The 18,706-nt window shown below is 59.6% G+C and carries 13 protein-coding genes; 8 read left to right on the top strand and 5 right to left on the bottom strand.

Annotation, left to right across the window (positions count from 1 at the left end; translation table 11 throughout):
* Nucleotides 1-110: 110 nt before the first annotated feature.
* Complete coding sequence (acnA, locus tag ACNYC6_RS03945; RefSeq protein ID WP_419711176.1) at nucleotides 111-2,852, bottom strand: aconitate hydratase AcnA; 2,742 nt, start codon at nucleotides 2,850-2,852, stop codon at nucleotides 111-113.
* Between the two features lie 222 nt (nucleotides 2,853-3,074).
* On the opposite strand from acnA, the gene rlmM reads away from it, so the two are divergent.
* Nucleotides 3,075-4,148 carry a 23S rRNA (cytidine(2498)-2'-O)-methyltransferase RlmM gene (rlmM, locus tag ACNYC6_RS03940; protein ID WP_419711175.1) on the top strand — a complete coding sequence of 358 codons (1,074 nt, stop codon included), beginning with the start codon at nucleotides 3,075-3,077 and terminating at the stop codon, nucleotides 4,146-4,148.
* 92 nt (nucleotides 4,149-4,240) lie between these two features.
* Complete coding sequence (tusA, locus tag ACNYC6_RS03935; RefSeq protein WP_419711174.1) at nucleotides 4,241-4,492, top strand: sulfurtransferase TusA; 252 nt, start codon at nucleotides 4,241-4,243, stop codon at nucleotides 4,490-4,492.
* A gap of 46 nt (nucleotides 4,493-4,538) precedes the next feature.
* Here tusA and ACNYC6_RS03930 read toward each other — a convergent pair whose 3' ends face one another.
* Nucleotides 4,539-5,948, bottom strand: a complete 1,410-nt coding sequence (locus ACNYC6_RS03930; protein WP_419711173.1) for an MATE family efflux transporter — start codon at nucleotides 5,946-5,948, stop codon at nucleotides 4,539-4,541.
* Between the two features lie 166 nt (nucleotides 5,949-6,114).
* Here ACNYC6_RS03930 and pdxB point away from each other — a divergent pair, with 166 nt between their 5' ends.
* Nucleotides 6,115-7,257, top strand: coding sequence for a 4-phosphoerythronate dehydrogenase PdxB (pdxB, locus tag ACNYC6_RS03925; RefSeq protein WP_419711172.1), 1,143 nt, complete (start codon nucleotides 6,115-6,117; stop codon nucleotides 7,255-7,257).
* A 68-nt stretch (nucleotides 7,258-7,325) separates the two neighbouring features.
* Here pdxB and ACNYC6_RS03920 read toward each other — a convergent pair whose 3' ends face one another.
* Nucleotides 7,326-7,505, bottom strand: a complete 180-nt coding sequence (locus tag ACNYC6_RS03920; RefSeq protein WP_419711171.1) for a PA1571 family protein — start codon at nucleotides 7,503-7,505, stop codon at nucleotides 7,326-7,328.
* 259 nt (nucleotides 7,506-7,764) lie between these two features.
* Between ACNYC6_RS03920 and ACNYC6_RS03915 the strand changes: the two genes are divergently transcribed.
* Entirely contained in the window at nucleotides 7,765-9,543 is a 1,779-nt protein-coding gene (locus ACNYC6_RS03915; RefSeq protein ID WP_419711170.1) for an ABC transporter transmembrane domain-containing protein, read from the top strand.
* 108 nt (nucleotides 9,544-9,651) lie between these two features.
* Here the strand turns inward: ACNYC6_RS03915 and ACNYC6_RS03910 are convergent, their stop codons facing one another.
* On the bottom strand, nucleotides 9,652-11,580 hold the full coding sequence (locus ACNYC6_RS03910) for a transglycosylase SLT domain-containing protein (protein ID WP_419711169.1): 1,929 nt from the start codon (nucleotides 11,578-11,580) through the stop codon (nucleotides 9,652-9,654).
* 214 nt (nucleotides 11,581-11,794) lie between these two features.
* On the opposite strand from ACNYC6_RS03910, the gene ACNYC6_RS03905 reads away from it, so the two are divergent.
* The gene (locus tag ACNYC6_RS03905) at nucleotides 11,795-13,711 is read left to right on the top strand and encodes an ATP-binding cassette domain-containing protein (protein ID WP_419711168.1); all 1,917 of its coding nucleotides are present in this window, start codon (nucleotides 11,795-11,797) and stop codon (nucleotides 13,709-13,711) included.
* A gap of 71 nt (nucleotides 13,712-13,782) precedes the next feature.
* Here the strand turns inward: ACNYC6_RS03905 and ACNYC6_RS03900 are convergent, their stop codons facing one another.
* Nucleotides 13,783-14,223: a universal stress protein gene (locus ACNYC6_RS03900; RefSeq protein ID WP_214381980.1), complete on the bottom strand. Its 441-nt coding sequence runs from the start codon at nucleotides 14,221-14,223 to the stop codon at nucleotides 13,783-13,785.
* 104 nt (nucleotides 14,224-14,327) lie between these two features.
* Here ACNYC6_RS03900 and ACNYC6_RS03895 point away from each other — a divergent pair, with 104 nt between their 5' ends.
* The 3 genes from ACNYC6_RS03895 to fadA all read left to right on the top strand — a co-directional run bounded on the left by ACNYC6_RS03895 (nucleotide 14,328) and on the right by fadA (nucleotide 18,646).
* A complete protein-coding gene (locus ACNYC6_RS03895) occupies nucleotides 14,328-14,765 on the top strand; it encodes a hypothetical protein (protein WP_419711167.1) in 438 nt (145 codons plus the stop codon).
* Nucleotides 14,766-15,293: 528 nt separating this feature from the next.
* On the top strand, nucleotides 15,294-17,441 hold the full coding sequence (gene fadB / locus ACNYC6_RS03890) for a fatty acid oxidation complex subunit alpha FadB (protein ID WP_419711166.1): 2,148 nt from the start codon (nucleotides 15,294-15,296) through the stop codon (nucleotides 17,439-17,441).
* A 29-nt stretch (nucleotides 17,442-17,470) separates the two neighbouring features.
* Entirely contained in the window at nucleotides 17,471-18,646 is a 1,176-nt protein-coding gene (gene fadA / locus ACNYC6_RS03885) for an acetyl-CoA C-acyltransferase FadA (protein WP_150701104.1), read from the top strand.
* The last annotated feature ends 60 nt before the right edge of the window (nucleotides 18,647-18,706 follow it).

Below are 18,706 nucleotides of genomic sequence, written 5' to 3'. Positions count from 1 at the left end.
TCCCAGCATTTTTTGTGAATGTTACACCGCCATCGCGAGCAGGCTCCCCACAGGATTTTCGTGAGCACAAAAAAACACCGCCCGAAGGCGGTGTCTGTGTCAACGCAGGGCTACGACGCAATCAACTGTCGCAACACGTAATGCAAAATCCCTCCCGACTTGAAGTACTCCACTTCATTAAGTGTATCGATCCGGCACAGCACCTCGATTCTTTCGCTGATGCCGTTTTCACGGGTAATGACCAGCGTCAGGTTCATCCGTGGTGTCAGTTCGATCCCGGTCAGGCCGAGAATGTCCAGGGTTTCGGTGCCTCTGAGGTTCAGGCTCTTGCGGTTCTGGTCCAGCTTGAACTGCAGCGGAAGTACGCCCATGCCTACCAGGTTGGAGCGGTGGATGCGTTCGAAGCTTTCGGCGATGACCGCCTTCACGCCCAGCAGGTTAGTGCCCTTGGCTGCCCAGTCGCGGCTCGATCCGGTGCCGTATTCTTGCCCGGCGATCACCACCAGCGGCGTCCCTGCGGCCTGATAGCGCATGGCCGCGTCGTAGATCGCCAGCTTCTCTCCTGTCGGGATGTAGAGGGTGTTGCCGCCTTCTTCGCCGCCGAGCATTTCATTGCGAATACGGATGTTGGCGAAGGTGCCGCGCATCATCACTTCGTGGTTGCCGCGACGCGAACCGTAAGAGTTGAAGTCACGCGGTTCCACGCCTTTCTCGCGCAGGTAGCGGCCCGCCGGACTGTCAGCCTTGATGTTGCCGGCCGGGGAGATGTGGTCGGTGGTTACCGAGTCGCCCAGCAGCGCAAGAACGCGCGCGCCACTGACGTCCTTGACCACCGGCGGTGGTCCGCCAATGTCATCGAAAAACGGCGGATGCTGGATATAGGTTGAATCGTCCTGCCAGACATAAGTCGCCGCTTGCGGTACTTCGATGGCTTGCCACTGTTCATCGCCGGCAAACACTTCGGCGTACTCCTTGTGGAACATGGCCGTGTTGACCTGCTCCACGGCGTCGGCGATTTCCCGGGTGCTCGGCCAGATGTCCCGCAGGTAAACCAGATTGCCGTTCTTGTCCTCGCCCAAGGGCTCGCGGCTGAGGTCGATGCGCACCGTGCCGGCCAGTGCATAGGCGACCACCAGCGGCGGCGAGGCCAGCCAGTTGGTTTTCACCAGTGGATGAACCCGGCCTTCGAAGTTGCGGTTGCCGGACAACACCGAGGCCACGGTCAGGTCGGCTTTCTGGATAGCTTTTTCAATCGGCTCCGGCAACGGACCGGAGTTGCCGATGCAGGTGGTGCAGCCATAACCGACCAAGGCAAACCCGAGCTCATCGAGGTATTGCGTCAGCCCGGCAGCCTTGTAGTAGTCGGTGACCACTTTCGAGCCGGGGGCCAGCGAGCTTTTCACCCAGGGTTTGCGGCGGAGGCCTTTTTCCACGGCTTTCTTGGCCACCAGGCCGGCAGCCATCATCACGCTCGGGTTGGAGGTGTTGGTGCAGGAGGTAATCGCCGCGATCACCACCGCGCCGTTTTTCAGCCGCACCGTTTGTCCTTCAAAGTCGTAGTCCACTTCCCCGGCCAGATCGGCGTTGCCCACTGCCACACCGCCACCGCCCTCGCTTTCCAGGCGACCTTCATCCTTGCTGGTGGGCTTCATTTGCAGACCGAGGAAGTCGCTGAACGCCTGCGCCACATTCGGCAGCGAAACCCGGTCTTGCGGGCGTTTCGGTCCGGCGAGACTGGCTTCGACGCTGGCCATGTCCAGCGCCAGGCTGTCGGTGAATACCGGTTCCTTGCCCGGCAAGCGCCACAGGCCTTGCGCCTTGCTGTAGGCCTCGACGAGTTTCACGGTTTCAATCGGGCGGCCGGACAGGCGCAAATATTCCAGCGTCACGTCGTCCACCGGGAAGAAGCCGCAGGTGGCGCCGTATTCCGGGGCCATGTTGGCGATGGTCGCGCGGTCGGCCAGCGGCAAGTCGGCGAGACCATCGCCGTAGAACTCGACGAATTTGCCCACCACGCCTTTTTTGCGCAGCATTTGGGTGACGGTCAGCACCAAGTCGGTAGCGGTGATGCCTTCCTTGAGCTTGCCAGTGAGTTTGAAACCGATCACTTCCGGAATCAGCATCGACACCGGTTGACCGAGCATCGCCGCTTCCGCTTCGATGCCGCCAACGCCCCAACCGAGGACGCCGAGACCGTTGATCATGGTGGTATGGGAATCGGTGCCGACCAGCGTGTCCGGGAAGGCGTAGGTGCGGCCATCCTCGTCTTTGGTCCAGACCGTGCGACCCAGGTATTCCAGATTCACCTGGTGGCAGATCCCGGTGCCCGGCGGCACCACGCTGAAATTGTCGAAGGCACTTTGGCCCCAGCGCAGGAACGCGTAACGTTCGCCGTTGCGTTGCATTTCGATGTCGACGTTCTGTTCGAAGGCGCTGCTGGTGGCGAACTTGTCGACCATCACCGAGTGATCGATCACCAGGTCGACAGGGGAGAGCGGGTTGATCCGTTGCGGATTGCCACCGGCCTTGGCCATCGCTGCGCGCATGGCGGCCAAATCCACCACGGCGGGCACGCCGGTGAAGTCTTGCATCAGCACTCGCGCCGGGCGGTACTGGATTTCGCGATCGGAGCGGCGCTCCTTGAGCCAGGCGGCGATCGCCTTGAGGTCGGCACCGGTGACGGTTTTTTCGTCTTCCCAGCGCAGCAGGTTTTCCAGCAGCACTTTCAGCGACATCGGCAACTTGTCGAGATCGCCCAGGCTCTTGGCGGCATCGGGCAGGCTGAAATAGTGGTAGGTCTTGTCGTCGACTTGCAGGGTTTTCAGAGTCTTCAGGCTATCGAGGGACGGCATTGCAATCACTCCTTGAAGTCCGCACGGCTACGGACTGAGGGGACGGGCAGAGCATTAAACCTAGCCCTGTTTTAAGTAGCTGGCTAATAACTGGACTCTATCGACAAGTCCGAGGTTCCGAAGTCGGCTATCATGCGCCGGTTTTCGTGACAGGCTTTGCTCCAGAGCAAGCTTGGGCATCGCGCAGTGGTTGAATGTCTCGCCATCTGCCCAGGAGTAAGAATGAACACCCTATTCATGCATTGCCGGCCAGGCTTCGAAGGTGAAGTCTGTTCCGAGATTTCCGACCTCGCCGCACAACTGAACGTGGCCGGTTATGCCAAGGCCAAGGCCGCCAGCGCCTGCGCCGAATTTGTCTGCACCGAAGAAGACGGCGCCGAACGCCTGATGCGTGGTCAGCGATTCGAACGACTGATCTTCCCGCGCCAATGGGCCCGGGGCATTTTCATCGACCTGCCGGAAACCGACCGCATCAGCGTGATCCTCGCGCACATGGCGGATTTCCCGGTGTGCGGCAGCCTGTGGCTGGAGATGGTCGATACCAACGATGGCAAGGAACTGTCGAACTTCTGCAAGAAATTCGAAGTTCACTTGCGCAAGGCGCTGCTGGCAGCGGGCAAACTGGTGGATGACGCCAATAAGCCGCGCCTGTTGCTGACCTTCAAGAGCGGTCGTGAGGTGTTTGTCGGTCTGGCGGAGTCGAACAACTCGGCGATGTGGCCGATGGGCATTCCGCGTTTGAAATTCCCCCGCGAAGCGCCGAGCCGGTCGACCTTGAAGCTGGAAGAAGCCTGGCACCACTTCATCCCGCGCGACCAGTGGGACGAGCGTTTGCACAGCGACATGACCGGCGTCGACCTCGGCGCTGCGCCGGGTGGCTGGACCTGGCAATTGGTCAACCGCGGCATGCTGGTAACCGCCATCGACAACGGTCCGATGGCCGAGAGCCTGATGGACACCGGGCTGGTGCAACACTTGATGGCCGATGGCTTCACCTTCAAGCCCAAGCAGCCGGTGGACTGGATGGTCTGCGACATCGTCGAGAAACCGGCGCGCAACGCCGCGATGCTGGAGGAGTGGATCGGCGACGGGCATTGCCGCGAAGCAGTGGTCAACCTCAAGCTGCCGATGAAGCAGCGTTACGCCGAAGTGAAGCGTCTGCTGGAGCGCATTGCCGATGGCTTCAAGGCGCGCGGTATCAAGGTCGAGATCGGCTGCAAACAGCTGTACCACGACCGCGAAGAAGTGACCTGCCATCTGCGTCGGCTGGACGTGAAGAAACCCAAGTCCCGCTGATATCCATCCATGGCTGTTGTGGCGAGGGAGCAAGCTCCCTCGCCACAAATCCGGCAATGCGCGACAATGCCGGCAAGTTTCAGGAGTTGATCATGAGTGAAATGCTAGATACGCCGGTTGACGGCACCCTCGACGCCACCGGCCTCAACTGCCCGGAGCCGGTGATGATGTTGCACCAGCATATCCGTGACCTGGCACCCGGTGGCCTGCTCAAGGTGATTGCGACCGACCCGTCGACCCGTCGCGACATCCCGAAGTTCTGCGTGTTTCTTGACCACGAACTGGTGGCGCAACACGAAGACGCCGGCACTTATCTGTACTGGATTCGCAAGAAGTCCGTTTAACGGGCCGCAAAAAAAAGACCTGCAAAAGCAGGTCTTTTTTTTGCGGTTATCCCGCCGAGCGGCTCATGCGAATGCGTTTGCGCGCACTGCGCGTCAGGCGGATCGACAGCATCAACGCTGCGCAACTCAAACCGGCAATCAACCCTTCCCACAGCCCGTTCGGACCGCTGGCCGGACCGAACCAATCGGTCAGTCCCAGCACGTAACCGACCGGCAGGCCGATACCCCAATAGGCGAACAACGTCAGGACCATCGTCACCCGAGTGTCCTGATAGCCACGCAGCGCGCCCGCGCAAATCACCTGGATGGCATCGGAAAACTGGTACAGCGCGGCATACACAATCAGCATCGACGCAATCTGGATCACCGCCTTGTCAGGCGTGTAGATCGAAGCGATAGGTTCGCGCAGGCACAAAATGAGCGTTGCCGAAAACGCCGCAAACACCAGCGCTGCACCGAGCCCGACCTTAGCCGCAAACCGCGCTTGATAAGGATTGCCCGCCCCCAGTGCCTGACCGACCCGCACGGTCACCGCCATGCCCAGCGAGTACGGAATCATGAACAGCAGCGAGCTGATGTTCAGGGCGATTTGATGCCCGGCCACTACTGTAGAGCCGAGACTACCGATCAACAGGGCGATGACTGCGAAGATGCTGGACTCGGCGAAAACGGCGATGCCGATCGGCAGGCCAATACTGACCAGGCGTTTGATCACGGCCCATTGCGGACGATCGAAACGCACCAATACCCGGGTGCGGGCATAGAACGGGGCCCAGAAAGTCCAGCCAGCCATGCTCAACGCCATGAACCACATCACGATGCCGCTGGCCCAGCCGCAACCAACACCGCCGAGGGCCGGTGCGCCGAAATGGCCATAGATCAACGCATAGTTCAAGGGGATGTTCAGCAGCAGGCCGCATAAGCCGATGACCATGCTCGGACGGGTGCGACCCATGCCATCGCTGTAGCAGCGCAGGACGTAATAGAACGCCATGCCGGGAAAACCGAAGGCGATACCGTGCAGATAGCCCATGCTTGGTTCAATCAACTGCGGATCGACTTTCATCCAGTGCAGGATCGGCTCGGCGCTGAGCAACAGGCCACTGCCGATCAACCCGACACACAGTGCCAGCCACAACGCCTGGCGAACCAATGGTCCGATCTCGTCAAGCTGCCTGGCGCCAAAGCGTTGTGCGACCTTGGGCGTGGTTGCCAATAGTACGCCGGACATCAACAGGTAGACCGGAATCCAGATCGAGTTGCCCAGCGCAACCGAGGCCAGGTCCCGCGGGCTGACGCGGCCGGCCATCACGGCATCGACGAAGCCCATGGCCGTGGTGGCGAGTTGCGCGACCATGATCGGCGTGGCCAGGTTGAGCAAGCCTTTGAGCTCCATGCGTACGGGCGTCGTCCGCGCAGGAGCCGTGGCGACGGTGTTTTCAGTTACAGGATTCAATAGCGAAACGTCCAAAAGGGTTTTGATGCACAGGCGCGCATTCTACGCGTTTGACGCAGCAGTCAGGATAAGACCCGTGTTAACGATTTGTAATCACGCGCAAGCTGCGCGCTAGGCGCGATGTGTCATCTACGCCTACACTGCCGATCCGCCAAAGGAGCCTGCCATGCTGATTGTTGCCGACGAAAATATCCCCCTGCTTGATGCCTTCTTCGAGGGTTTCGGTGAAATCCGCCGGGTGCCGGGACGTTCCATCGACCGCGCCACCGTCGAGCAGGCCGATGTACTGCTGGTGCGCTCGGTGACCAACGTCAATCGCGCCTTGCTCGAAGGCAGCAACGTGCGCTTTGTCGGCACCTGCACCATCGGCACCGATCACCTGGACCTCGCTTACTTTGAACAGGCCGGCATCACCTGGTCCAGTGCACCGGGTTGCAATGCCCGGGGCGTGGTCGACTATGTGCTCGGCAGTCTGCTGACCCTGGCCGAAATCGAAGGCGTCGACCTGACCCGGCGCACGTACGGCGTGGTCGGGGCGGGTGAAGTAGGCGGGCGACTGGTCAAGGTCCTGCAAGGGCTGGGCTGGAAAGTGCTGGTCTGCGATCCGCCACGGCAAGCCGCTGAAGGTGGTGAGTATGTCAACCTGGAAGAGATCATCGAGCAGTGCGACGTGATCAGCCTGCACACACCGCTGACCAAAAAAGGCTCACAGTCGACCTGGCACTTGTTCGATAAAAAGCGTTTGAACCAACTCAGAACGGGCGCCTGGCTGATCAACGCCAGTCGTGGTCCGGTGGTTAATAACGCCGCTTTGCGCGATGTGCTGTTGGAGCGCGAAGACCTGCAAGCGGTGCTCGATGTCTGGGAAGGCGAGCCGGAAGTCGATGTGGCGCTGGCCGAACTCTGCGTGCTGGCGACGCCGCACATTGCCGGCTACAGCCTCGATGGCAAGCAGCGCGGCACGGCGCAGATCTATCAGGCGTACTGCAATTTCCTAGGGCAACCGGCCCGCGTCAGCTTGAGTGATTTGTTGCCGGCGCCGTGGTTGTCGCAAGTGACCCTGAGCGCTGAAAGCGATCCGGCCTGGGCGCTGGCGATGTTGTGCCGTGGCGTGTACGACCCGCGCCGCGACGATGCGGATTTCCGCCGCAGCCTTGTAGGCAGTGTGAGCGAGCAGCGTGCGGCGTTTGATGTGTTGCGCAAGAACTATCCATCGCGCCGGGAGATTGATGGTTTGACAGTGCGGATCGAAGGGGGCTCGCCGGCGTTGCGCCAGATTGTGGCAGCGTTGGGTGCAGCGGCGGTCTAACGATGCAAGCCTTGCAGATATAAAAAACCCGGCCACCATGGGCCGGGTCAATGAAGACGGTGGCTATATCACTCTTGTTCGGCAGGCTTGACCAATCGCTTTTCCAGTTCGCTGCAAGCTTGCTGGATCATGTCTTCAGTGATCGGTACTTCGCGGCCCTGTTCATCGATAATCGAGCATCCCAGAGACTGGTCTGGCTGCGTGCGGATCACTTGAATCTTGTCATCGCTGCTGTTGTGCAAGGACATGGCCTGTCTCCTCATCAGGTGTGTGCTTACTGTAGAACCGCCAGGTGACCAGGCTGTGACAACTCCCTGCGATCTCTCCTTGGTGGCAATACCAGTCCACCAGAAATACCGCGCCATTGCCACCCGGACCTTAGACCAATAGCGTCTATGGCCTAGTCTTGCGGGTCATAATTAACCTGACTCATTGTGATTTACCAAGTTCCACCCCATTGATCGGTGTAGGTTGACCCTGCCAATTGCTCCATCCTGGATAATGCCCATGCTCACTGTTCGTCACCGCCGCGCCATTCGCCTCGCCAGCCGTTTCATCGCACCTTATCGCTGGCACGCTTTCGGGGCCTTGCTCGCGTTGATTGTCACGGCGGGCATTACCTTGTCCATGGGACAGGGCATCCGGCTGCTGGTGGATCAGGGTTTCATGACCCAGTCACCGCATTTGCTTAACCAGTCCATCGGTTTGTTCTTGCTGCTGGTGATTGGCCTTGCGGTCGGCACGTTTACCCGGTTTTATCTGGTGTCGTGGATCGGCGAGCGCTGTATCGCCGACATCCGCCGTCAGGTCTTCAATCATCTGATCTATCTGCATCCGGGGTTCTACGAAAACAACCGCAGCTCCGAGATCCAGTCACGGCTGACCGCCGACACCACGCTGCTGCAATCGGTGATCGGTTCTTCGCTGTCGTTGTTTTTGCGCAATTTGCTGATGGTGATCGGTGGGATCGTCCTGCTGTTTATCACCAACCCAAAACTCACCAGCATCGTGGTGGTCGCTTTGCCACTGGTGATCGCGCCGATCCTGATTTTCGGCCGGCGGGTGCGCAACCTGTCGCGCCTGAGTCAGGACCGGATCGCCGACATCGGCAGCTATGCCTCCGAAACCCTCGGCCAGATCAAGACCGTGCAGGCCTACAACCACCAGGTTCAGGACGAGCAGCGCTTTGCCGTGACCGTGGAGGAGGCGTTCAACACTGCGCGCAAACGCATTTTCCAGCGGGCCTGGCTGATCACCCTGGTGATCGTGCTGGTTCTGGGTGCCGTGGGCGTGATGCTTTGGGTCGGTGGCATGGATGTTATTGCGGGGCGAATTTCCGCCGGGGAGTTGGCGGCGTTTGTCTTCTACAGCCTGATCGTGGGCAGTGCGTTCGGTACTCTGAGTGAGGTGATCGGCGAATTGCAACGCGCGGCTGGCGCGGCGGAACGGATCGCCGAATTGCTGCGTTCGGAAAACATCATCCTGCCACCGACGACTGATCTGGTGACCTTGCCTGCGCGGGTGAAGGGCGATCTGCTGCTGCAAGACGTGCGGTTTTCCTACCCGTCACGTCCCGAAAGCTATGCCGTCGATGGCCTGAGCCTGACGGTCAGGGCGGGCGAAACCCTGGCCCTGGTCGGACCGTCCGGTGCGGGCAAGTCGACGGTGTATGACTTGTTGCTGCGCTTCTACGACCCTGCTGAAGGCCGCATCCTGCTCGATGGCACGCCGTTGACCCAACTCGATCCGCTGGATCTGCGGCGTTGCTTCGCATTGGTCTCGCAAACCCCGGCGCTGTTTTTCGGCAGCATTGAAGAAAACATCCGCTACGGTAATCCGGGCGCGACGCTGGCCGAGGTCCAGGAAGCGGCAAAAATCGCCTACGCCCATGACTTCATCGAAGCGATGCCCAACGGTTACCAGACGCACCTGGGCGATGGTGGCCTCGGCTTGTCTGGCGGCCAACGCCAACGCTTGGCCATCGCCCGAGCGCTGCTGGTGGATGCGCCCATCCTGCTGCTCGACGAAGCCACCAGCGCCCTCGATGCCCAAAGCGAACACCTGATCCAGCAAGCCCTGCCGAGCCTGATGAAAAACCGCACCACGCTGGTCATCGCCCATCGGCTGGCCACGGTGAAAAACGCCGACCGCATCGCCGTGATGGATCAAGGAAAACTGGTGGCGGTGGGTACGCATCAAGAGCTGATCGCCAGCAATGCACTGTATGCGCGGTTGGCGGCGTTGCAGTTCAACACTGACAAGGCAGAACTCGACCTTCCCCTGTAGGCGCTGTCGAGTGAAACGAGGTTGCGATCTTTTGATCTTGCCTTGAAAAAAATGCCCACATCAAATGATGCGGGCATTTTTTGTTAGAACAGCTCCAGCGCGGGGCTGTTACTGATCGTCGAAGTACCGCTCATGCCAATCAACGATCGGCTGAGGTGCGTTGAGTTTCTGGCCGTAGATCACCGAGTACGACAATACGTTTTGCACGTACTGGCGGGTTTCGTCGAACGGGATGCTTTCCACCCACACATCGAAACTCAGGTGATCCGCGCCGCGCAGCCATTGGCGCACGCGGCCGGGGCCGGCGTTGTAGGCGGCGGAGGCGAGGACGCGGTTGCCGTTGAACTGGCTGTGGACCTGGCTCAGGTACGCGGCGCCGAGCTGGATGTTCTTGTCCGGATCGAACAATTGCTGCGGCGAGGCATACGGAATGCTGAACTTGCGCGCGGTTTCCTTGGCGGTGGCGGGCATCAATTGCATCAGGCCACTGGCACCGACGCCGGAGCGGGCGTCGTCCATGAAGGCGCTTTCCTGGCGGGTGATGGCGAACGCCCAGCTTGGATGCAAGCCGCGATTCTTCGCTTCACGTACCAGCGTGTTGCGGTGGGCCATCGGGAAACGTATATCCAGATCGTCCCAATACTGCGCCTGGCTGATCGTGCGAATGGCCGGGAAATACCATTTCAGGTCGTAGGCCAGCTTGGCCTGGGCGACCATTTCGTCGCGGCTGAAGTGGCGGCTGACGTGATACCACTCGCGTCGGCCATCGACGATCTGCCCGCGGGCGTGGAACTCCAGAGCGCGACGTACACCGGGGGTGTTGCGCACTTTATTGATCAGCGCCTGGCTCATCACCAGTGGTTTGTTGTTCAGCGAATAGGGGGATTGCGAACGATCTGCTGCGAGAAAGCCATAGAAGTCACGTTCACGGGCGAGGTTTTTGTAAAGAGATTGCGGTTCCGGGCTTTGCGGTTGTGCCAGCTCCAGGCTTCGGGCCTGCCAGTAGCGCCAGCGGTTGGTCGTCGCGAGATCCTGCGGCAGGCGGCGGGTCAGTTGATAGGCATCGTCCCAGCGGGCCAGGCGCAACAACAGGCGCAAGCGCCATTCGGACACGGTGTTGTCGCGCAGTTCCGGGTCGTACTTGGTCATCATGTCCAGTGCGCGGCTGTCGAAACGCTTGGCGAGCGTCAGCCCGATTTCTCTAGCAATCGCGACTTTTTCATCCCGCGAGAAATGCATGCTGCTGGCGTACCCGTCCAGCAGGTTCATGGCCCTGTCGGGGTCTTGGCGGGCGAGGCGGCGCAGGCCAAGGCTGACTACGTCGGACATCGGCTCGTCGGCCGGAGTGAAGCGCGATGGCTGATTCAACAGTTCCGGGTTCTGCGCTACATCGACCAACAAGCGGCCGCGAGGGGCGAGGGTGGTCAGGCCGTTGGTCAGGCTGTTGGCCAGTGGGTAGTTGCGTGCCTGGGCCGCGAGTTTGGTGCGTTCCCAGCGTTTCTGTTCGGTCAGTTGGCCGTCAGCGGCCCACATGCCGAACAGCGCATCGCAGGCGACTGGTTGAGATTTGCCAGTCAGCCAGAGTTTGTTGGCGTTGGCATAACCTTCGGATTTGAGGTTGTGGCTGATCTGGTACTGCGCGTTCAGGCAATCCAGCTCAGTGAAATTCATTTTCGGGTCGTAATACTTGACAAAGGTCGCCCAGTCGCCGCGATCGGCCAGCCAGCGCAACCAGCGCAGTTTCATCCAGTTGGCTTGCGGCAGGTCGCCGTGTTCGGCAAGGAATTTTTCGATTTCGGCATTGCTTGCGGTTTTCAGGCGCGCGGTCAGCTCGTCATACGCCAGATACGGTTCCAGCGGATAATCGGCCAGCGCCTGGCTGTAACGGAAGTAAGGACCGCTGTCGCCCTTGGCCAGGGCGCGCTTGGCTTCATCGTAATACTGGCGTTGGGTGGACAGGTCCACCGCCTGAGCGGTTTGAACGGCAGCGGCAGACAGTAAAAAACAGGACAAAAGCTTGAAAAGGCGACTGCGCATGAGACGTCCGGACTTAAAAAATCATGACAAGTGCGGGCGATGACCACACTGAATTATCCGTAGCTTAGCCTTTTGCCAGCAGCAGGCGAAAGCTTTGCGGACCTGTCTGCATCAGTTCGCAACATTTGTTGTGCAGAGTGCTTCGACAGTGAAATTGCCGGCCTTCTGAAGCCTCGATTCAGGTAGAATGCGCGCCCGGTTTTTGGAGAAGCTCATGACCCTGCTCAAATTCAGCGATGTGTCCCTTGCTTTCGGCGCTATGCCGTTGTTGGACAAGGTGTCCTGGCAGATCGCCCGTGGAGAGCGGGTGTGCATCATCGGCCGCAACGGCACTGGCAAGTCCAGCATGATGAAGCTCGTCAAGGGCGACCAGAAGCCCGATGACGGCTCGGTTTGGCGCGCACCCGGCCTCAAGATTGGCGAATTGCCGCAAGAATTGCCGGTAGCCGACGAGCGGACGGTGTTCGACGTGGTTGCCGAAGGCCTGGACGGTGTCGGCGCGTTGCTCGCCGAATATCACCACCTGAGCCAGAACATCGTCACCGACGCCGATCTGGACAAGTTGATGCACGTCCAGCACGACCTCGAAGCCCGCGATGGCTGGCGTTTGCAAACCCTGGTCGACAGCACCCTCAGCCGTTTGCAGTTGCCGGCCGACAAAACCCTCGCCGAATTGTCCGGTGGCTGGCGTCGCCGTGTCCTGCTGGCCCAGGCTCTGGTTTCCGAACCGGACCTGCTGCTGCTCGACGAACCGACCAACCACCTGGACATCGGTGCGATCGCCTGGCTGGAAGAGGCGTTGAAAGATTTCCAGGGCGCCGTGCTGTTCATCACGCACGACCGTTCCTTCCTGCAAAACCTCGCCACCCGCATCCTCGAACTGGACCGCGGCGGCCTGATCGACTGGAACGGCGACTACGCCAGTTTCCTCGTGCATAAAGAAGCCGAACTGGCTGCCGAAGCCACCGCCAACGCGCTGTTCGACAAGCGTCTGGCCCAGGAAGAAGTGTGGATTCGTCAAGGCATCAAGGCTCGTCGTACCCGTAACGAAGGCCGCGTGCGTGCTCTGAAAGCGTTGCGCGTCGAGCGTAGCGAACGTCGTGAACGTACTGGCAAGGCCAACATTCAGCTGGAAACCGCCGACAAGTCCGGCAAGCAGGTGATGGTGCTTGAGAACGTGAGCTTCGCTCACCCGGGCGGGCCGTTCCTGATCAAGGATTTCTCGATGGTGTTGCAACGCGGCGACCGCATTGGTCTGCTCGGCGCCAACGGCACCGGCAAGACCACGCTGCTCAAGCTGATGCTCAGCGGCCTGCAACCGACCAGTGGCAAGGTAGAAGAGGGGACGAAGATCGATGTCGCCTACTTCGACCAGTTGCGCCATCAACTGGATCTGGAAAAAACCGTGATCGACAACGTCGCCGAAGGTCGCGACTTCATCGATATCGACGGCCAGAGCCGCCACGTGCTGAGCTATCTCGGCGACTTCCTGTTCAGCCCGCAGCGTGCCCGCACGCCGGTCAAGGCGCTGTCCGGTGGAGAACGTGCCCGTCTGTTGCTGGCCAAATTGTTCAGCAAACCAGCGAACCTGCTGGTACTCGACGAACCGACCAACGACCTCGACGTTGAAACCCTCGAACTGTTGGAAGAGGTCCTGTTGACCTTCAACGGCACCGTACTGATGGTCAGCCACGACCGGGCATTCCTCGACAACGTGGTCACCAGCACCCTGGTCTTCGAAGGCGAAGGCAAGGTTCGCGAATACGTCGGTGGTTATCAGGACTGGCTGCGTCAGGGCGGTTCGCCGCGTCTGCTGGGCGTGACCGAGAGCAAATCCGGCAAGGCCGACCTGAACTCCGCTGTGGTCAAGGCCGAGCCTGCGCCTGTTGCGGCAGCCGTCGAAGCACCAGCGAAGAAAAAGCTCAGCTACAAGCTGCAGCGCGAGCTGGAAGCCTTGCCAGGGCAGATCGAAGCCATGGAACAGCAGATCGCTGCCGTTGAAGCGCAGATGGCGGATAGCGGTTTCTACCTGCGCCCGGCTGCCGAAACCGCTGCGGTGATCGCCCAGCTGTCGCAGTTGCAGGCTGAACTCGACGTGATGGTCGAGCGCTGGGCCGAGCTGGATGCCTGATTGATCCTGCAATAAAAAAGCCCGACCTCGGTGACTCGAGTGTCGGGCTTTTCTACAAAAGGCAGGTGCTGTCAGCTTTTGTTTTGCAGGCGCACCGCCAGCACATCGCAAGGCGCACCGTGCAGCACGTCGTTGGCGGTGGAGCCCAGTAGCAGTGCCAGGCCGTGCCGGCCATGGCTGCCCACCACGATCAGGTCGCAGGTCTGTTCCTTGGCCAGGTGGTGAATCTCCTGGCGTGGCTGGCCGTAGGTCAGGTGGCTGTATTCCTTGGAGAGCTCCGGATATTTCACAATCAGCCGTTCGAGGCGCTCCTTGGCCTGATCGAACTGCTGTTGTTGCAGTTGTGACAGGTCCATCGGTACGTCGCCGCCAAAGGCCATGGCCATCGGCTCGACAATGTGCACCAGGGACAACTTCGCACCGTTGCTCACCGACAGCTCGCGAGCCCGGTGGATTACAGGGTCGCACTCTTCGGTTAGATCTACAGCGACCAGGATATGGTTGTAGGGCATGAGGTGCTCCTCCTGAGGAATGCAATATTGGTAAGTATGGCTGGTTTCAAGCGCATTGGTTCCAAAGAGACTCAATGCGCTCATTCAAAATCGGGAGTACAGATATGACGGTCTGGATAGTGGTGTCAATCCTGCTGGTGGTTCTCAGCCCCCTGGCATGGTTGCGACCGTCTCGCTATCAGAGTGGTCGGATGGCCCTGCGCATGGAGGCGCGACGCATCGGGTTGGCCATGCAGCTTGCACCTCAGGAATGGCCCCACTGGCTCGGTCAGGAGCCGCCAAACCCCTGCGCGCAGTACCATCGGCCACGGCGCGGTACGCAACCAGCCTGCTGGAGTTACTGGCAGAAATCACCGGGTCTGTGGGTCAATCAGTGGCAGGAAACCTGCGAGGATCGAGCACTGCTCAATCATTTCGAAAAATTGCCGGGCAACGTCTACAAGGTCGAGGCCGACAAGCAAATGATCGCCCTGTATTGGGGAGAGAAGGGCGAAGCGGCGGTTTTGCAGGACATTGATGTGCTGTTGAAAGCATTGGCATGACTTCGATCGCGTTTCGCACTGCGAGGGTGCGAAACGTCAGGCAATAAAAAGCCCGACAACAACATCGGGCGGGTTGGCCAGGCAGGCCGGTAATTCGCAGTGGGCTGATCTTACGCCGGGCATTCGCCAAAAGCGTTCAAAATTTTTTCTCCAGATTCCGCCAGCGTAGCTTGTTAAACACGAGTTGCAGTGAATTAGGGCGACTTTTCTAATGATAGATCCTATGAATGGCAGCACATGCACCCGCGTGTTAGAGATCTTCGCGTTACGGAAGTGACCGCAAAGTCGCGTTTAAACCCGCATTTTGGGCGATTGACAATTGCCGGAAATTCCGTGAAGGTGGCGTACCCAAATCAAACGGGCGTATGAATTGAGCGTTTGTATTTCAGACCGCTCCTACAGAATCCCGACTATCGCGTTGGCGGGTGTGCCGGGTGGATTGGCGTAGCATTGACGATTGACGTCCTGCCAGCCATTCGCCTGCGTCCGACGTGTACTGTTCAGCTTCCATATCGTGGAGATCAGTTGATGATTTACGAAGGTAAAGCCATCACGGTTAAGGCTCTTGAAAGTGGCATCGTCGAACTGAAGTTCGACCTCAAGGGTGAGTCCGTCAACAAGTTCAACCGTCTAACCCTGAACGAACTGCGTCAGGCCGTGGACACCATCAAGGCAGATGCTTCGATCAAGGGTGTGATCGTCAGCAGTGGCAAGGACGTTTTCATCGTCGGCGCCGACATCACCGAATTTGTCGACAACTTCAAGCTGCCGGATGCAGAGCTTGTTGCTGGCAACCTCGAAGCCAACAAGATTTTCAGCGATTTCGAAGACCTCAACGTCCCGACAGTGGTTGCCATCAACGGCATCGCTTTGGGTGGCGGTCTGGAAATGTGCCTGGCGGCGGACTACCGCGTCATGTCCATCAAGGCCAAGATCGGTCTGCCGGAAGTCAAGCTGGGCATTTACCCAGGATTTGGCGGTACCGTGCGTCTGCCGCGCCTGATCGGTGCCGACAACGCCATCGAGTGGATTGCCTCCGGCAAGGAAAACCGTCCTGAAGACGCGCTGAAAGTCGGCGCCGTCGATGCCGTGGTTGCGCCTGAGAAGCTGCAGGAAGCTGCGCTGGAAATGATCAAGCGCGCCATCTCCGGCGAATTCGACTACAAGGCCAAGCGTCAACCGAAGCTGGAAAAGCTGAAGCTGAACGCCATCGAACAAATGATGGCTTTCGAAACCGCCAAAGGTTTCGTGGCCGGTCAGGCTGGCCCGAACTACCCGGCGCCGGTTGAAGCGATCAAGACCATCCAGAAAGCCGCGAACTTCGGTCGCGACAAGGCGCTGGAAGTCGAAGCTGCAGGTTTCGTCAAACTGGCCAAGACCTCTGCCGCACAGAGCTTGATCGGTCTGTTCCTGAACGATCAGGAGCTGAAGAAAAAGGCCAAGGCCTACGACGAGATCGCCAAGGACGTGAAGCAGGCCGCCGTACTCGGCGCCGGCATCATGGGGGGCGGTATCGCCTATCAGTCGGCGTCCAAAGGCACGCCGATCCTGATGAAGGACATCAACGAGCACGGCATCGAGCAGGGTCTGGCCGAAGCTGCCAAGCTGCTGGTTGGCCGCGTTGATAAAGGCCGCATGACCGCCGCGAAAATGGCTGAAGTGCTCAACGGCATCCGTCCAACCCTGTCCTACGGTGACTTCGGCCACGTGGACCTGGTGGTAGAAGCCGTCGTCGAGAACCCTAAGGTCAAGCAAGCGGTATTGGCTGAAGTTGAAGACAAGGTCAAAGAGGACACGATCCTCGCGTCCAACACCTCGACCATTTCCATCACCTTGCTGGCCAAAGCCCTCAAGCGTCCGGAAAACTTCGTCGGCATGCACTTCTTCAACCCGGTGCACATGATGCCGCTGGTGGAAGTGATCCGTGGCGAGAAGTCCAGCGAACTGGCTGTTGCCACCACCGTTGCCTACGCCAAGAAAATGGGCAAGAACCCGATCGTCGTCAACGACTGCCCGGGCTTCCTGGTCAACCGCGTACTGTTCCCGTACTTCGGCGGTTTCGCCAAACTGGTCAGCGCCGGTGTGGACTTCGTCCGTATCGACAAGATCATGGAAAAATTCGGCTGGCCGATGGGCCCGGCGTACCTGATGGACGTGGTCGGCATCGACACCGGCCACCACGGTCGTGACGTGATGGCTGAAGGTTTCCCGGACCGCATGCAAGACGACCGTCGCTCGGCCGTTGACGTGCTCTACGAAGCCAAGCGCCTGGGTCAGAAGAACGGCAAGGGTTTCTACGCCTACGAGACCGACAAGAAGGGCAAGCAGAAGAAAGTGGCCGATCCGTCGGTGCTGGAAGTGCTCAAGCCAATCGTCTTTGAACAGCGCGAAGTCACCGACGAAGACATCATCAACTGGATGATGATCCCGCTGTGCCTGGAAACCGTGCGCTGCCTGGAAGACGGCATCGTCGAAACCGCTGCCGAAGCCGACATGGGTCTGGTCTACGGTATTGGTTTCCCTCCATTCCGTGGCGGTGCGCTGCGCTACATCGACTCGATCGGTGTGGCAGAGTTCGTTGCCCTGGCTGACCAGTACGCTGATTTGGGCGCGCTGTACCACCCGACCGCGAAGCTGCGCGAAATGGCCAAAAACGGCCAGAGCTTCTTCGGTTAAGCGCCCCCAACTAGAGTGAGAGTGAACTTATGAGCTTGAATCCTAGAGACGTCGTGATTGTCGACTTCGGTCGTACTCCGATGGGCCGCTCCAAGGGCGGCATGCACCGCAACACCCGCGCCGAAGACATGTCGGCGCACCTGATCAGCAAATTGCTGGAACGCAACGTCAAAGTTGACCCGAGCGAAGTCGAAGACGTGATCTGGGGCTGCGTCAACCAGACCCTGGAGCAGGGCTGGAACATTGCGCGCATGGCGTCGCTGATGACCCAGATCCCGCACACCTCGGCCGGCCAGACCGTCAGCCGTCTGTGTGGCTCGTCCATGAGCGCGCTGCACACTGCTGCGCAAGCGATCATGACCGGCAACGGTGACGTGTTCGTCGTCGGCGGCGTCGAGCACATGGGCCACGTGAGCATGATGCACGGTGTCGATCCGAACCCGCACATGTCCCTGTACGCGGCGAAAGCCTCGGGCATGATGGGCCTGACCGCTGAAATGCTGGGCAAAATGCACGGTATCACTCGCGAGCAACAGGACGCTTTCGGCGTGCGCTCCCACCAACTCGCCCATAAAGCGACCGTGGAAGGCAAGTTCAAAGACGAAATCATCCCGATGCAGGGCTACGACGAGAACGGTTTCCTGAAAACCTTCGACTACGACGAAACCATTCGTCCGGAAACCACCCTGGAAAGCCTGGCGGCATTGAAGCCAGCGTTTAACCCGAAGGGCGGCACCGTGACAGCCGGCACTTCGTCGCAGATCACCGACGGTGCTTCGTGCATGATCGTGATGTCGGCGCAGCGTGCACAGGACCTGGGTATTCAGCCTTTGGCGGTGATTCGTTCGATGGCAGTGGCAGGTGTGGACCCGGCAATCATGGGCTATGGTCCAGTACCGGCCACACAAAAAGCATTGAAGCGCGCGGGTCTGAGCATCTCCGACATCGACTTTTTCGAGCTCAACGAAGCTTTCGCCGCACAGGCCCTGCCAGTGCTGAAAGATCTGAAAGTACTCGACAAGATGAACGAGAAGGTTAACCTGCACGGCGGCGCGATCGCCCTGGGTCACCCGTTCGGTTGCTCCGGTGCGCGTATCTCCGGCACTTTGCTCAACGTGATGAAGCAAAATGGCGGCAACCTCGGGGTAGCCACCATGTGCATTGGTCTCGGCCAAGGCATCTCCACCGTCTTCGAACGCGTTTAAGCGTTTCGTCGATGGAAGCCGGGGCCAAGTGCCCCGGTTTTTGTTTTTCCGGATTTATTT

The organism is Pseudomonas sp. NFX224 (assembly GCF_048565165.1).
In the GTDB taxonomy this organism is placed as follows: domain Bacteria; phylum Pseudomonadota; class Gammaproteobacteria; order Pseudomonadales; family Pseudomonadaceae; genus Aquipseudomonas.
Note: the sequence above shows the minus strand (reverse complement) of the source record. Positions and strands in the feature narration are given on the sequence as shown.

What these genes read in the sequence shown, in the direction of transcription:
- acnA (WP_419711176.1), bottom strand. Translation starts at nt 2,852, where the DNA reads ATGCCGTCCCTCGATAGCCTGAAGACTCTGAAAACCCTGCAAGTCGAC.
- rlmM (WP_419711175.1), top strand. Translation starts at nt 3,075, where the DNA reads ATGAACACCCTATTCATGCATTGCCGGCCAGGCTTCGAAGGTGAAGTC.
- tusA (WP_419711174.1), top strand. Translation starts at nt 4,241, where the DNA reads ATGAGTGAAATGCTAGATACGCCGGTTGACGGCACCCTCGACGCCACC.
- pdxB (WP_419711172.1), top strand. Translation starts at nt 6,115, where the DNA reads ATGCTGATTGTTGCCGACGAAAATATCCCCCTGCTTGATGCCTTCTTC.
- ACNYC6_RS03920 (WP_419711171.1), bottom strand. Translation starts at nt 7,505, where the DNA reads ATGTCCTTGCACAACAGCAGCGATGACAAGATTCAAGTGATCCGCACG.
- ACNYC6_RS03915 (WP_419711170.1), top strand. Translation starts at nt 7,765, where the DNA reads ATGCTCACTGTTCGTCACCGCCGCGCCATTCGCCTCGCCAGCCGTTTC.
- ACNYC6_RS03910 (WP_419711169.1), bottom strand. Translation starts at nt 11,580, where the DNA reads ATGCGCAGTCGCCTTTTCAAGCTTTTGTCCTGTTTTTTACTGTCTGCC.
- ACNYC6_RS03905 (WP_419711168.1), top strand. Translation starts at nt 11,795, where the DNA reads ATGACCCTGCTCAAATTCAGCGATGTGTCCCTTGCTTTCGGCGCTATG.
- ACNYC6_RS03900 (WP_214381980.1), bottom strand. Translation starts at nt 14,223, where the DNA reads ATGCCCTACAACCATATCCTGGTCGCTGTAGATCTAACCGAAGAGTGC.
- ACNYC6_RS03895 (WP_419711167.1), top strand. Translation starts at nt 14,328, where the DNA reads ATGACGGTCTGGATAGTGGTGTCAATCCTGCTGGTGGTTCTCAGCCCC.
- fadB (WP_419711166.1), top strand. Translation starts at nt 15,294, where the DNA reads ATGATTTACGAAGGTAAAGCCATCACGGTTAAGGCTCTTGAAAGTGGC.
- fadA (WP_150701104.1), top strand. Translation starts at nt 17,471, where the DNA reads ATGAGCTTGAATCCTAGAGACGTCGTGATTGTCGACTTCGGTCGTACT.